This is a genomic window from Sinorhizobium sp. BJ1 (assembly GCF_002531555.1).
Taxonomy (GTDB): domain Bacteria; phylum Pseudomonadota; class Alphaproteobacteria; order Rhizobiales; family Rhizobiaceae; genus Sinorhizobium; species Sinorhizobium fredii_B.
The window spans coordinates 13,309-25,838 of record NZ_NWTH01000001.1; the positions used below are offsets into that span (position 1 = coordinate 13,309).

Genomic DNA, 12,530 nt, shown 5'->3' on the forward strand with positions numbered 1-12,530 from the left:
GCACCGCCGCGCCGTTGGCAGCCCTTCTGGCGGGGTGTATATTCCCATGGCCTAAGGGAATAGTCTCTGGGAGGGGACGATGGCGAACGTCAAATGGACGATCAAGGGCCGTGAATTCATTCATTGCAACTGTGCCTATGGTTGCCCCTGCCAGTTCAATGCCTTGCCGACGCACGGGCATTGCAGCGCCGTGGGGATGATCGAGATCGAGGAAGGCCATCACGGCGACACCCGCCTCGATGGCTTGAAGTGCGGAATGATCGTCGCCTGGCCCGGCGCCATCCATGAGGGCCGCGGCGAGGTCGTGCCGATCGTCGACGAGCTGGCGTCGGATATGCAGCGCGAAGCGCTGCTGCGCATCATGAGCGGGCAGGACACCGAACCCGGCGCCACCTTCTTCCAGGTGTTTTCGACGACCTTCGAAACGTTCCACGATCCGGTTTTCGCGCCGATCGACTTCGAGGTCGACATCGAAGGGCGGACGGCGCGCGTCAGCGTGCCGGGATGGATCGAGGCGCGCGGTGAGCCGATCCTCAATCCGGTAACGGGTGATAAGCACCGCGCCAGGCTCAACCTGCCGACCGGCTTTGAGTATGATACCTGCGAGGTGGGGCGCGGTTGGGCCGACACGGTCGGTACGCTGTCGCTGTCCCTGTCGGACTCGCACGCCCATTTCGCCAGGATCCACATGACCGAACGCGGTGTGGTGCACTGACACCATGACCGACACCACGCTCGAATCCCTCTTGCGCCGCGACCGGTCGATCGTCGCTGCGGCGATCGCCACGTTGGCGGCGGTCGCCTGGATCTATATTCTCTGGCTCGCGGCCAGCATGGACATGGGCGGCATGTCGATGCCCGAGACGGGAATGGATGCAACAATGCCCATGGACCCCGGCATGGACATGGATATGGACATGCACATGGGAGGCGAGGCGAGGACCGGACCGCTCGACGCATTGCTGGGGATTTCGCCGCGTCCCTGGAGCCCCGTCGAGGCCACCTTCACCCTGACCATGTGGGTGGTGATGATGATCGGCATGATGCTTCCCTCAGCGTCGCCGATGATCCTTCTCTATGCCCGCGTCGGACGGCAAAGCCTCAGGGACGGCAAGCCCTTTGCCTCGGCCGGCTATTTCACCGCCGGCTACCTCATCGCCTGGACAGGTTTCGCGCTGGTCGCCACGCTCGGACAATGGCTGATCGAAGGCACGCTGCTGACCCCGGCGCTGGCAAGCGCCAATCGTGTCTTCAGCGGCGTCGTGTTGATCGTGGCGGGACTTTACCAGTGGACGCCGCTCAAGGATGCCTGTTTGACGCAGTGCCAGGCGCCGATCGTCTTCCTGCAGAGACACGGCGGGTTCCGAAGCGATCCGGGTGGCGCCGTGAGGCTCGGCTTCCGTCACGGTCTCTATTGCGTCGGCTGCTGCTGGGCGCTGATGGCACTCCTGTTCGTCGGCGGCATCATGAATGTGCTGTGGATTGCCGCGATCGCGCTCTTCGTGCTTGCCGAAAAGCTACTGCCGGTCGGTCGCCTCCTGTCGCGGCTCGCCGGTTCGGTGCTTATGGCCCTCGGCTTCTGGCAATTGGTGGCGGCGGTAGCATAAGATGAGCACGGGCGGGGCACCGGCGATCCGGGCCCCTCGACTATGCCCCTCATCCGGTCTGCCGGCCACCTTCTCCCCCGCAAGCGAGGCGAAGGGGACTCGCGGCTAGTGCCTGCCCAAGTCCCCTCTCCCGGCCTGTGGGGAGAGGGTTAGGGTGAGGGGCAAAGTCGAAAGCCTGGTGTGGCTATTCGCTCAGTGTATCGAAGAAATCTTTCATGCGGGAGAAGAAGCCCGTCGATTGCGGATTGTTCTCCTTGGACGAGATCTGCTCGAACTCCTGCAGCAATTCGCGCTGGCGCTTGGTGAGCTTCTGCGGCGTCTCGATCTGGATCTGGATATAGAGGTCGCCCGTCTGGTTGGAGCGCAGCACCGGCATGCCCTTGCCCTTGAGGCGGAACTGCTTGCCGGCCTGGGTGCCCTCCGGCACGGTGACGCGCGATTTCGTGCCGTCGAGTGTGGTAACGTCGAACTTGCCGCCAAGCGTCGCGGTCGTCATCGAGATCGGCACGCTGCAGTAGAGGTCTGCTCCGTCGCGCTGGTAGAACTCATGCGGCCTGACCGACAGGAAAATATAGAGGTCGCCAGGGGGACCGCCGCGCAGTCCGGCTTCGCCCTCGCCGGAGAGGCGGATGCGCGTGCCGTCCTCGATGCCGGTCGGAATATTGACCGACAGCGTGCGCTCCTCGGTGACCCGGCCCTGGCCATGGCATTTGCTGCAGGGATCGGTGATCGTCTGACCGCGGCCGCCGCAGGTCGGGCAGGTGCGTTCGATCGAGAAGAAGCCCTGGGCGGCGCGGATACGGCCGGAGCCCTGGCAGGTGGCGCAGGTCTTCGGGCTGGTGCCCGGCTTCGCGCCCGAGCCCGTGCAGACGTCGCAGGTGACCGACGTCGGCACGCGGATCTGCGCCGTCTTGCCGGAAAAGGCCTCCTCGAGGGTGATCTCCATGTTGTAGCGAAGGTCCGCACCGCGTTCGCGACCGCCCGAGGAGCGGCGCTGACGACCGCCGCCCATCATCTCGCCGAAGATATCTTCGAAAATGTCCGAGAAGCCGCCGGCGCTGCCGCCCGCAAAGCCGTTGCCGAAGCCGGCTCCCATGCCGCCCTGCTCGAAGGCTGCGTGGCCGTAGCGGTCGTAGGCCGCACGCTTCTGCGGATCCTTCAGCGTCTCGTAGGCTTGGTTGATTTCCTTGAAGGACTTTTCCGCTTCCTGGTCCCCGGGATTGCGGTCCGGGTGATATTGCATCGCCAGTTTACGGAAGGCGCTTTTCAGTTCCTTCTCGTCCGCGTTTCTTGCAACGCCAAGCGTTTCGTAAAGATCTCGTTTCATGCTTCAAAGATTGTCCAGTTGACAAGGCTTGCCAGCGCGATCCGACCCTGCCCGATTATCTTGCCACAGGATTTAGTAAACCTTGAAGCGCGATACCATAGCCAAGTCGGGCGACCGAGTGCTTTTTTGTCGGAATAATGGCGTTCCGGCACCACTTCTCGCCACTTGCCGTTGCATCATCGTTCGGATTGATCGCTGCGCGCCGCGCCTCCAAGGTACATTTCCCGCCGGCTGTCGGTAGTGTCGGGACTTCGGCGGCAACAGAAAAGCCCGGGAGCGATCCCGGGCTTCGCTAGTTTGACCGAGGAGAGCTTATGCCGACCGCTTGCGGTCGTCCTCGTCCTTGACTTCTTCATAGTCGGCATCGACGACATCGTCGCCGTCACGCTTGGCGTCAGCGGCGGCATCCGCATGCGCTGCTTCCGCCTGCTGGGCTTCATAGATCGCCTGGCCGAGCTTCATGGAAACCTCCATGAGCGTGTTGGTCTTGGCCTTGATGTCCTCGGCGTCAGGCTCGGACGCTTCGACGGAGGTCTTCAGCGCCGCGATCGCGTCGCTGATCGCCTTGCGATCCGTCTCGGAAACCTTGTCGCCATATTCCTTCAGCGACTTCTCGGAAGAATGGATCAGGCTCTCGGCCTGGTTCTTGGCTTCCACCGATTCGCGACGCTTCTTGTCCGCCTCGGCGTTGGCTTCGGCGTCCTTGACCATCTTCTCGATATCGGCGTCGGAAAGGCCGCCGGAGGCCTGGATGCGGATCTGGTGCTCCTTGCCGGTACCCTTGTCCTTCGCGGAGACCTGCACGATGCCGTTGGCGTCGATGTCGAAGGTCACTTCGATCTGCGGCATGCCGCGCGGTGCCGGCGGAATGCCGACGAGGTCGAACTGGCCGAGCAGCTTGTTGTCAGCGGCCATTTCGCGCTCGCCCTGGGAGACGCGGATCGTCACGGCGGACTGGTTGTCATCGGCCGTCGAGAAGACCTGGCTCTTCTTGGTCGGGATCGTCGTGTTGCGCTCGATGAGACGGGTGAAAACGCCACCGAGCGTCTCGATGCCGAGCGAAAGCGGCGTCACGTCGAGGAGCAGGACGTCCTTGACGTCGCCCTGCAGCACGCCGGCCTGGATGGCGGCACCCATGGCGACCACTTCATCCGGGTTGACGCCCTTGTGTGGTTCCTTGCCGAACAGCTGCTTCACCGTCTCCTGGACCTTCGGCATGCGCGTCATGCCGCCGACGAGAACGACTTCGTCGATCTCGGCAGCCGAGACGCCGGCGTCCTTGAGGGCCGCCTTGCACGGCGCGATGGTCTTCTGGATCAGGTCCTCGACGAGGCTTTCGAACTTGGAGCGCGACAGCTTCATCGTCAGATGCTTCGGACCGGAAGCATCGGCCGTGATGAACGGCAGGTTGATCTCGGTCTGCTGCGAGGACGACAGCTCGATCTTCGCCTTTTCGGCAGCTTCCTTGAGGCGCTGCAGCGCAAGCTTGTCGTTCTTGAGGTCGATGCCTTGCTCCTTCTTGAACTCGGCAGCCAGGTATTCGACGAGACGCATGTCGAAGTCTTCACCGCCGAGGAAGGTATCGCCGTTGGTGGACTTCACCTCGAAGACGCCATCGCCGATTTCCAGCACGGAAATGTCGAAGGTGCCGCCGCCGAGGTCGTAGACGGCGATCGTCTTGCCTTCCTTCTTGTCGAGGCCGTAGGCAAGGGCGGCCGCGGTCGGCTCGTTGATGATACGCAGCACGTCGAGGCCGGCGATCTTGCCGGCGTCCTTGGTGGCCTGGCGCTGGGCGTCGTTGAAGTAGGCCGGAACGGTGATGACGGCCTTCTCGATCTTCTCACCAAGATACGATTCGGCGGTTTCCTTCATCTTCTGAAGGATCATCGCGGAGATCTGCGACGGGGAATAGCTCTTGCCATGCGCCTCGACCCAGGCATCGCCATTGTCGGCCCTGACGATCTTGTAGGGGACCATCCCCTTGTCCTTCTGGGTGGTCGGGTCCTCGAAGGTGCGGCCGATCAGGCGCTTGATCGCAAAAAGGGTGTTTTCCGGATTGGTGACCGCCTGGCGCTTGGCCGGCTGGCCGACGAGACGTTCGCCATCGTCGGAGAAGGCCACCATCGACGGGGTCGTGCGCGCGCCTTCGGCGTTTTCAATCACCTTCGCGTCCTTGCCGTCCATCACGGCGACGCAGGAGTTGGTCGTTCCGAGGTCAATACCAATAACTTTTGCCATGTCGTTCTCTCCTTGCAGCGGACTGTCGGAACCCGGTCAGGCATTCATGGGACAGTCCCTAACGGGATGCTCTTTGGATTTGATCGCGGCCCGAGGGCTGCGTCGATGCGGCGTATATAAGGACCGGCGTTTCGGACTGCAAGGCATTCTGCGGGGCGAGCAGGGCCAAAAGCAAGCGGACTTTCCCGGTCGCATGCGCGCGATGCGTCCGCCGATGATCGGGCGCGTCTGTCTGTCGCTGGCGACGCCCTGTTCAGCCGCCGGTCAAAAGCTCGAAAAGCGTCGTGCGACGGGTCGCACCGGTGGTTTCGCCGACGCCTGCCGGCGGGATCGGGCCCCCCGTCGGCTCTGCTGCCGGACGGCTCTGGTCGACGGCGATCGCACCGTCCATCGCTGCCGGGCGTTCGGGGAAGGCTGCGGGATCCCCGAAGCCGTCGGGCAAAGCCTCGCCGCCGGCGACGGGACTGCCCTCGTCGAAGACCGGCTGGACGCCGGTCGTGCCGAAGAGCGGCGAGGGCGAAAGCCCCTCATGCGCTGCCGCCATGAAATCGTGCCAGGCCTTGGCCGGCAGCCCGCCGCCGGTGACCTTCTTCATCGACTTGCCGTCGTCGTTGCCGAACCAGACGCCGGTCGTCAGGTTGGACGTGTAGCCGACAAAGAGCGCGTCGCGGAAAGATTGCGTCGTGCCGGTCTTGCCGGCCGCTTCCCAGCCTGGCAGGCGCGCCTTCCTGCCGGTGCCGTCGGTCAGCACCCGCACCATCATCCGGTTCATCTCGCTGACGATCGCCGGATCGAGCACGCGCGGCGGGTTGTCATAGGTATTCTCGTAGAGCACCGTGCCGTCGGCGGTGGAGATGCGGCGGATGACATGCGGTGTCGCCTTGAAACCGCCGTTCATGAAGGGCGCATAGGACGAAGTGAGCTCGACGAGGCTGACTTCCGACGTGCCGAGCGCGATCGAGGCGTTCGCCTGCATCTCGGAATCGATCCCCAGCCGATGCGCCAGCTTGACGACATTCGGCGGTCCCACCTCCATGACGAGCTGGGCGGCGATGGTGTTCAGCGAGTTGGCCAGCGCATCGGCAAGCGTCACCTCGCCGCGATATTTCTGGTCGTAGTTCTCCGGCGTCCAGTTGCCGATCCGGACCGGCGCGTCATTGCGCACCGACATCGGCGTGCGGCCGATCTCGAGCGCCGCTGCATAGACGAAGGGCTTGAAGGCGGAGCCCGGCTGGCGCTTCGCCTTCGAGGCGCGGTCGAACTGGCTCTCCGCATAGTCCCTGCCGCCGACCAGCGCCCGGATCGCGCCGGTGCCGTCGATCGAGACGAGCGCCGCCTGCGAGGCGTTGAGCTTGCCGCCCTCCTCCTCGAGTGATGCGGCGAGCACCTCTTCGGCCTTCTTTTCGAGCGACAGATCGATGGTGGTGTCGACGATCAGGTCTTGGCTGACCTCGCCGATCATGCCGGGAAGCTGGTCCATCACCATGTCGGCGACATAGTGCTCGGCGCCCGACCAGAAGCTTTTCGCCCGCGTCGGCGTCTGCGACATCGCCGTCTTGATCTCGGCATCGGTGACGAAGCCTTCCTCGCGCATGGCGCCGAGCACCACTTGCGCGCGCGCCTCGGCCGCTCCAGGATCACGCGCCGGCGAAAGCCGCGAAGGTGCCTTCAACAGGCCGGCGAGTACCGCCGCTTCGCCGAGATTGACGTCGCGCGCCGACTTGTTGAAGTAGCGCCTGGACGCCGCCTCGACCCCATAGGCGTTCGAGCCGAAGAAGACGCGGTTGAGATACATCGCCAGGATCTGATCCTTGGTGTATTTCTGCTCCAGCCAGAAGGCGAGCAGCACTTCCTGCACCTTTCGTTCGAGCGTGCGCTCCGGCGACAGGAACAGATTCTTGGCAAGCTGCTGCGTCAGCGTCGAGCCGCCCTGGACCATGCGGCCGCTCGTCAGGTTGGTCAGCATGGCGCGCGCCAACCCCAGCGGATCAACGCCGAAATGCGAGTAGAAGCGGCGGTCCTCGATGGCAATGACGGCCTGCGGGATGTAGGGCGACATGTCTTCGAGTGCCAGCGCCTCGCCGCCGGTGGCGCCGCGATTGGCGACGATATCGCCGTTGACCGCGAGAATCTTGACGTTCGGCGGCCGCTCGGGGATCGACCAGCTCGTGGCGCTCGGCATGCGCGCGCCATAGTAGAGCACCAGCCCGCCGACGCCGATCGCGCCCCAGATGCCGAGCACGACGCACCAATAGGCAAGCCGCCGCACCGGAGCGAAGAAGCCGCCGCCGGACCCGCCTCTGCCGGTCCGCCTGCCGCGCGTCGCGCGCGCGCCTTTGGCGCTCGGCCGGGCCTGCTTGGCCTTGCGTCCGCCACCGATCACGCGATCGCTCGCCTCGACGCGTAGATCGTCGTCGTCATCGTAATCGCCGCCGAAGGAAGGTTCGATCCGCTGCCCTGATTTTCTGCTCGCCATGCCGGAAGGATCTGTCCCCTATGGCCGGACCGGTTCATCATCGCTGTCAGGCGACACCAGCGGCGCAATTGTCATGCGGCGCCGGTCTTCCCGTCCCGCTCATGCCGATCCGTCGACTCTAAATGCGGCTATTTAAGGGGGAGTTAAGAATGGGAATGAGGAAAAACCTAGCGCCTTCAAATCCTTGGCATTGCCGGGGTCCCGCCTCGGCCACGGACGGTGCGGACTGCGGCCTCGTGTTCGAAGTGCGACCCAGCCGCGGGTCCAGCGGGTCATGAGCAGTCCGCTTTGCATGCATTGCAATGCTGCGATGCAACATTGTCGCTATTAAATCAGCCGGAATGACATATGATCTCCTCATCGAAGCGCTGCACCTCCTCCCGCGGCGCCCGATGCGGGTCGGTTTCACTCCTCCTCCCAGGAACCGGCCGAGTTTGAAGACCCCGACGCCACCTCCTCCCGGCCTCGGGGTCTTTTTCTGTCAACTCGCCCGATTGTCGGAGCCACTGTGGCGCGGCCGCAGGAACGCGCCACAAAATCGTGGTCTTGGCCGCTGGACGCGTGTATCGACGAGCCATGAGATCCAAGGCAAACGGCTACGTCTTCGCGCTTCTGGCGATCGTCATCTTCTCGATCCAAGACGGGCTTTCCAAGCATCTCGGCGCCAATTACCCGCCGGTCTTCGTGGCGATGATCCGCTACTGGGCCTTTGCCGCCTTTGCCGTCACGCTGGCCTGGCGGTCGCCGGCCGGGCTGCGCGCCACCGCCGTGACGAAAAGGCCGCTCCTTCAGGTGTTGCGCGGCGTCTTGCTGCCGGCGCAGATCGTCGTCGTCATCACCGCCTTCACCATCGTGGGGCTTGCGCATTCGCAAGCCATCCTGGCGGCGACGCCGATCTTCGTAGCGCTGCTTTCGATGCCGCTTCTCGGCGAGCGTGTCGGCTGGCGCCGCTGGTCGGCGATCACCGCCGGTCTCGTCGGCGTGCTGCTGATCCTGAAGCCGGGCGAGGGCACCTTCGAGGTCGATTTTCTCCTGCCGCTCGCCGGGGCGCTGATGTTCGCGGTCTATGCCATCACGACGCGGCTCGTCAGCCGCGATGATTCGGCGCTGACGAGCTTCTTCTATAGCGGCGTCGTCGGTGCGGCGGCGATTAGCCTCGTCGGCCCGTTCTTCTGGGCGACGCTGACGGGTCCGGACTGGGTGTGGATGCTGCTTCTCTGCGTCACCGGCAGCCTGAGCCACTATTTCCTCATTCGCGCCTATGACCTGCTCGATGCCGTCGCGGTGCAGCCGCTCACCTATCTGCAGCTCGTCCTCGCCTCGATCATGGGTGTCTCGATCTTCGGCGAGACCTTGACGGTCAACATGATCATCGGATCGCTGCTGGTGGTGGCGGCGGGGATCTTCACCGTCTGGCGCGAGCGCGTCGTCGCAAGGCGCAAGGCGGGCCTGCCGCCGGTATGACACGGTTCGATCGCCTCAACTCAAAATCGTCGTGATCATGACCGATCGTGCGGACGTCTGGCCACCGATTCGGGTCGGCCTTGATCGTCCGTCAGAGAGGGAGATGATGAGGCTTCGTTCGATAATCCTGCCGGCATTGGCGGCCCTGTCGGCGTTGAGCGTCGAGTGCAGGGCACAGGAGTCCGCGCCTTACGTCGATGACCGTTCCGACGGCGCCGCGCTTGTTCGCTCGCTCTATAACGCGATCAACCGCAAGGAATATGCCAGGGCCTATGCCTATTTCGGCGAAAAGGAGCCGGTCGGCGAATTCAAGGCCTTTGCCGATGGCTACGCGAAAACCGAATCGGTGGAGATCCGGATCGGCAAGGTGACCACCGAGGGGGCAGCCGGCAGCATCTACTCGGCCGTGCCGGTGGCGATCAGGTCCGTCGAACGGGAAGGCAAGATCCGCTTCTTCTCCGGCTGTTATGTCACGAGAATCATCAACCCGTCGCTGCAGGTGCCACCGTTCGCCCCCTACCAAATCGAGACGGCGCGCCTCGATGATGCGGAGGGACCGATCGAAAAGGCGATACCCGGCGTCTGCAACGCGCCCTGATGGCCTCATCGGGTAGCTACGAGCCCTTCGCGTCGCGCTGCTCCAGGAAACGCGAATGCTCGAAGACGAAGATGACGACGAGTGCCATGACAAACGGAACCAGCAGATAGAGCAGGCGGAAGATCGCTAGTGCCGCCAGCACGTCGGCCTGGTCCATCTCGGGCAGTGCGGCGATGAAGACGAGTTCGAGTACGCCGAGCCCGCCCGGTGCGTGCGAGAGCAGCGCCGCCGAGAAGGAGGCGAGGAAAATGCCGAGAATGACGACATAGCCCGGATTGCCGGCGTCCGGCAGCGCGAAATAGATGATGCCGGCGGCGCCGAGGAGTTCGACAGGGGCGATGACCAACTGCCTGAGCACGATTGGAGGCCGCGGGTAGTGAAGCTGGAACCATCGGGTGCGCAGCGGCCGAAGACCGATCAGGCTGCCAAGGATATAGAGGCAGATGAGCACCAGGATGAGGACGCCCGTCGTCAGCGACATCTCGATCGGCAGAAACTCGGCAAACCGTTCGATGATGTCCGGCTTGGCGAGCAGCACGATTGCCGACAGCACCAGCGTGCCGAGCGTGAAGGTGAAGGAGCAGAAGGCGACAAGGATGCCGATTTCGCCGGGCGTCAGCCCCTTCGAGCGATAGGCGCGATAGCGCACCACGGCCCCGGAGAACACCGAGGCGCCGAGATTGTGCGACAGCGCATAGGTCGTGAACGAGCAGAGCGTGATGAACCAGATCGAGATGCGATGACCGAGATGGTCGAGCGCCAGCTTGTCGTAGGCGGCAAGGGCCGCATAGGCGACAAGTGTCGAGCCGATTGCGAGCGCCCAGCTCTCGATCGAGATGGCCTGGAAACTGGCGATGACCTCGTTCAGGGACAAACCGCGCAGTTCATGGATCAGCGCACGCACCGAAAAGACGATTGCCGCCAGTCCCACTGCCGGCCAGAAATATGCCTTCAGCCGTGTCATGCTGGCGCCAGGGCGACGGACCGAGCGCGGCTTGTCCAGGAATGGAGGGCGTTGCCAGAGCGGCCATTTCCGCCATTGCAGAATGAATCGCGCCTCAGACGCGATGCCTCGATATTCACCCTTGCCAACAGCCCATTCCCATTCTGTGCCTTTGCAAAAAGGGAAGCATCCCGAGGCGGTGAGGTCAAGCAGCAGGGGCCGGATATCTGCTCGGATGTCCTCTATTGAGCGTGAGCCGCTGCGAAGGCCTTTCGCATCGGCTGACGACTGCATGTTTCCTCAAATCGTAGCCGATTTAAGGTCAAATACATGCAGCAATTCAAAGCGCTACAGCGTGCTTTGTGCGTCTGAAAAGACGCACGGCGCTGTAGGCTCAGGCGGCCAGCGCGTCGAGGATCCGGATCCATGAGCGGATGCCCTTGTGGAAGGATGTCAGCTCGTACTTCTCGTTGGGCGAGTGAATGCGGTCGTCGGCAAGGCCGAAACCGACAAGCAGCGATTCCATGCCGAGCATCTTCTGGAAGTCGCCGACGATCGGGATCGATCCGCCCATGCCGATGACGATCGCCGGCTTCGGCCATTCGGCGGAGAGCGCCGCCTTGGCGGTGGTGAGGAGCGCCGAGTCGTAGGGCAGATGGATAGCCGGCGAAGCACCATGGGCGTGGAACTCGACCGAGCAGTCCGCCGGGATCTTCGATCGCACATAGGCGCGGAAGCTCTCGCGAATCTTCGCCGGATCCTGCTTGCCGACGAGGCGGAAGGAGACCTTGGCGGAGGCTTGCGCGGCAATCACCGTCTTGAAACCTTCGCCGGTATAGCCGCCGGTGATGCCGTTGACCTCCGCCGTCGGACGGGCCCAGGTCAGCTCCAATATCGACCGCCCCTTCTCGCCGGAGGGGATTGAAAGACCGACGTCGCCGAGGAATTTCTCGGCCGTCCGGCCGAGCGTCTGCCAGCTCGCCTTGATCTCTGCCGGCGTCTCCTCGACGCCGTCGTAGAAATTGTCGAGCGTGATGTGGCCGGCCTCGTCGTGAAGCCCGGCCAGGATGTCGGTGAGGATATGGATCGGATTTGCCGCCGCGCCGCCGAAAAGGCCGGAATGCAGGTCGCGATCCGCTGCCTTGACGATGATCTCCTCGCCGACGAGGCCGCGCAGACCGGCCGAGATCGCCGGGGTTTCCCGATCCCACATGCCGGTGTCGCAGATCAGCGCGTAGTCGGCGTTGAGTTCGGCGGCATTGGCCTCGAGGAAGGGTTTCAGCGACGGGGAGCCGGATTCCTCTTCCCCTTCGAAGAGAACGGTGATGCGGCAGGGCAGCGCCCCATGCGCCTCCTTGTAGGCGCGCACCGCCTCGACGAAGGTCAGCAGCTGCCCCTTGTCGTCGGACGTGCCGCGGCCGGTGATCACTTTCCGGCCGGGTTCGAGTTCCTTGATCGCCGGTTCGAAGGGGGGTGCGTCCCAGAGATTCAGCGGATCGACCGGCTGGACGTCGTAATGGCCGTAGAAGAGCAGGTGCGGGGCGCTTGCCTTCTCGGCGGCATGATGGGCGACGACCATCGGATGGCCGGGCGTGTCGCGCACCGAGGCCTCGAAGCCGAGGGCCTCGAGTTCCGCCACCAGCCATTCGGCCGCCTTGCGGCACTCGGCCTTGAAGGCCGGATCGGTGGAGATCGACTGGATGCGGACGAGGTCGAAAAGTCGCTCGAGGCTTTGGGGAAGGTTTGCGTCGGCGCGCTCGAGCACGCGGGTGATATCTGCCATCATGCGAATCCTTTGTGGGTTTCGCGGGCGAAACTAGAATCGAATAGGGGCGGCTTTAAGCGAAATCTTTTGATGCAACGACAAATTGTCGAGA

9 protein-coding genes are annotated in these 12,530 nt (G+C 63.7%); 4 read left to right on the forward strand and 5 right to left on the reverse strand.

The genetic code is table 11. From position 1 onward, the window contains the following. Positions 1 to 79 precede the first annotated feature (79 nt). Positions 80 to 715, forward strand: coding sequence for a DUF1326 domain-containing protein (locus CO676_RS00090; protein WP_097519269.1), 636 nt, complete (start codon positions 80 to 82; stop codon positions 713 to 715). Positions 716 to 719: 4 nt separating this feature from the next. Next, positions 720 to 1,607, forward strand: a complete 888-nt coding sequence (locus tag CO676_RS00095) for a DUF2182 domain-containing protein (RefSeq protein WP_097519270.1) — start codon at positions 720 to 722, stop codon at positions 1,605 to 1,607. A gap of 184 nt (positions 1,608 to 1,791) precedes the next feature. Here the strand turns inward: CO676_RS00095 and dnaJ are convergent, their stop codons facing one another. The 3 genes from dnaJ to CO676_RS00110 all read right to left on the reverse strand — a co-directional run bounded on the left by dnaJ (position 1,792) and on the right by CO676_RS00110 (position 7,648). Then, entirely contained in the window at positions 1,792 to 2,934 is a 1,143-nt protein-coding gene (gene dnaJ / locus CO676_RS00100; protein WP_014766613.1) for a molecular chaperone DnaJ, read from the reverse strand. A 312-nt stretch (positions 2,935 to 3,246) separates the two neighbouring features. Beyond that, positions 3,247 to 5,172 (reverse strand): molecular chaperone DnaK, encoded by a 1,926-nt coding sequence (dnaK, locus tag CO676_RS00105; protein WP_014766615.1) that lies wholly within the window; start codon positions 5,170 to 5,172, stop codon positions 3,247 to 3,249. A gap of 253 nt (positions 5,173 to 5,425) precedes the next feature. Next, entirely contained in the window at positions 5,426 to 7,648 is a 2,223-nt protein-coding gene (locus tag CO676_RS00110; RefSeq protein ID WP_097519271.1) for a transglycosylase domain-containing protein, read from the reverse strand. A 576-nt stretch (positions 7,649 to 8,224) separates the two neighbouring features. Between CO676_RS00110 and CO676_RS00115 the strand changes: the two genes are divergently transcribed. Both CO676_RS00115 and CO676_RS00120 read left to right on the forward strand, forming a co-directional pair. Further along, positions 8,225 to 9,112 carry a DMT family transporter gene (locus CO676_RS00115; RefSeq protein WP_097519272.1) on the forward strand — a complete coding sequence of 296 codons (888 nt, stop codon included), beginning with the start codon at positions 8,225 to 8,227 and terminating at the stop codon, positions 9,110 to 9,112. 106 nt (positions 9,113 to 9,218) lie between these two features. After that, the gene (locus tag CO676_RS00120; RefSeq protein ID WP_097519518.1) at positions 9,219 to 9,710 is read left to right on the forward strand and encodes a hypothetical protein; all 492 of its coding nucleotides are present in this window, start codon (positions 9,219 to 9,221) and stop codon (positions 9,708 to 9,710) included. 16 nt (positions 9,711 to 9,726) lie between these two features. Here the strand turns inward: CO676_RS00120 and CO676_RS00125 are convergent, their stop codons facing one another. Both CO676_RS00125 and CO676_RS00135 read right to left on the reverse strand, forming a co-directional pair. Continuing rightward, positions 9,727 to 10,674 (reverse strand): YbhN family protein, encoded by a 948-nt coding sequence (locus CO676_RS00125; RefSeq protein ID WP_097519273.1) that lies wholly within the window; start codon positions 10,672 to 10,674, stop codon positions 9,727 to 9,729. A 373-nt stretch (positions 10,675 to 11,047) separates the two neighbouring features. Next, positions 11,048 to 12,439 carry a M20/M25/M40 family metallo-hydrolase gene (locus tag CO676_RS00135; RefSeq protein ID WP_097519275.1) on the reverse strand — a complete coding sequence of 464 codons (1,392 nt, stop codon included), beginning with the start codon at positions 12,437 to 12,439 and terminating at the stop codon, positions 11,048 to 11,050. Positions 12,440 to 12,530: the final 91 nt, after the last annotated feature.

Coding starts and splice junctions, on each gene's coding strand:
- CO676_RS00090 (WP_097519269.1), top strand. CDS start 80: ATGGCGAACGTCAAATGGACGATCAAGGGCCGTGAATTCATTCATTGC.
- CO676_RS00095 (WP_097519270.1), top strand. CDS start 720: ATGACCGACACCACGCTCGAATCCCTCTTGCGCCGCGACCGGTCGATC.
- dnaJ (WP_014766613.1), bottom strand. CDS start 2,934: ATGAAACGAGATCTTTACGAAACGCTTGGCGTTGCAAGAAACGCGGAC.
- dnaK (WP_014766615.1), bottom strand. CDS start 5,172: ATGGCAAAAGTTATTGGTATTGACCTCGGAACGACCAACTCCTGCGTC.
- CO676_RS00110 (WP_097519271.1), bottom strand. CDS start 7,648: ATGGCGAGCAGAAAATCAGGGCAGCGGATCGAACCTTCCTTCGGCGGC.
- CO676_RS00115 (WP_097519272.1), top strand. CDS start 8,225: ATGAGATCCAAGGCAAACGGCTACGTCTTCGCGCTTCTGGCGATCGTC.
- CO676_RS00120 (WP_097519518.1), top strand. CDS start 9,219: ATGAGGCTTCGTTCGATAATCCTGCCGGCATTGGCGGCCCTGTCGGCG.
- CO676_RS00125 (WP_097519273.1), bottom strand. CDS start 10,674: ATGACACGGCTGAAGGCATATTTCTGGCCGGCAGTGGGACTGGCGGCA.
- CO676_RS00135 (WP_097519275.1), bottom strand. CDS start 12,439: ATGATGGCAGATATCACCCGCGTGCTCGAGCGCGCCGACGCAAACCTT.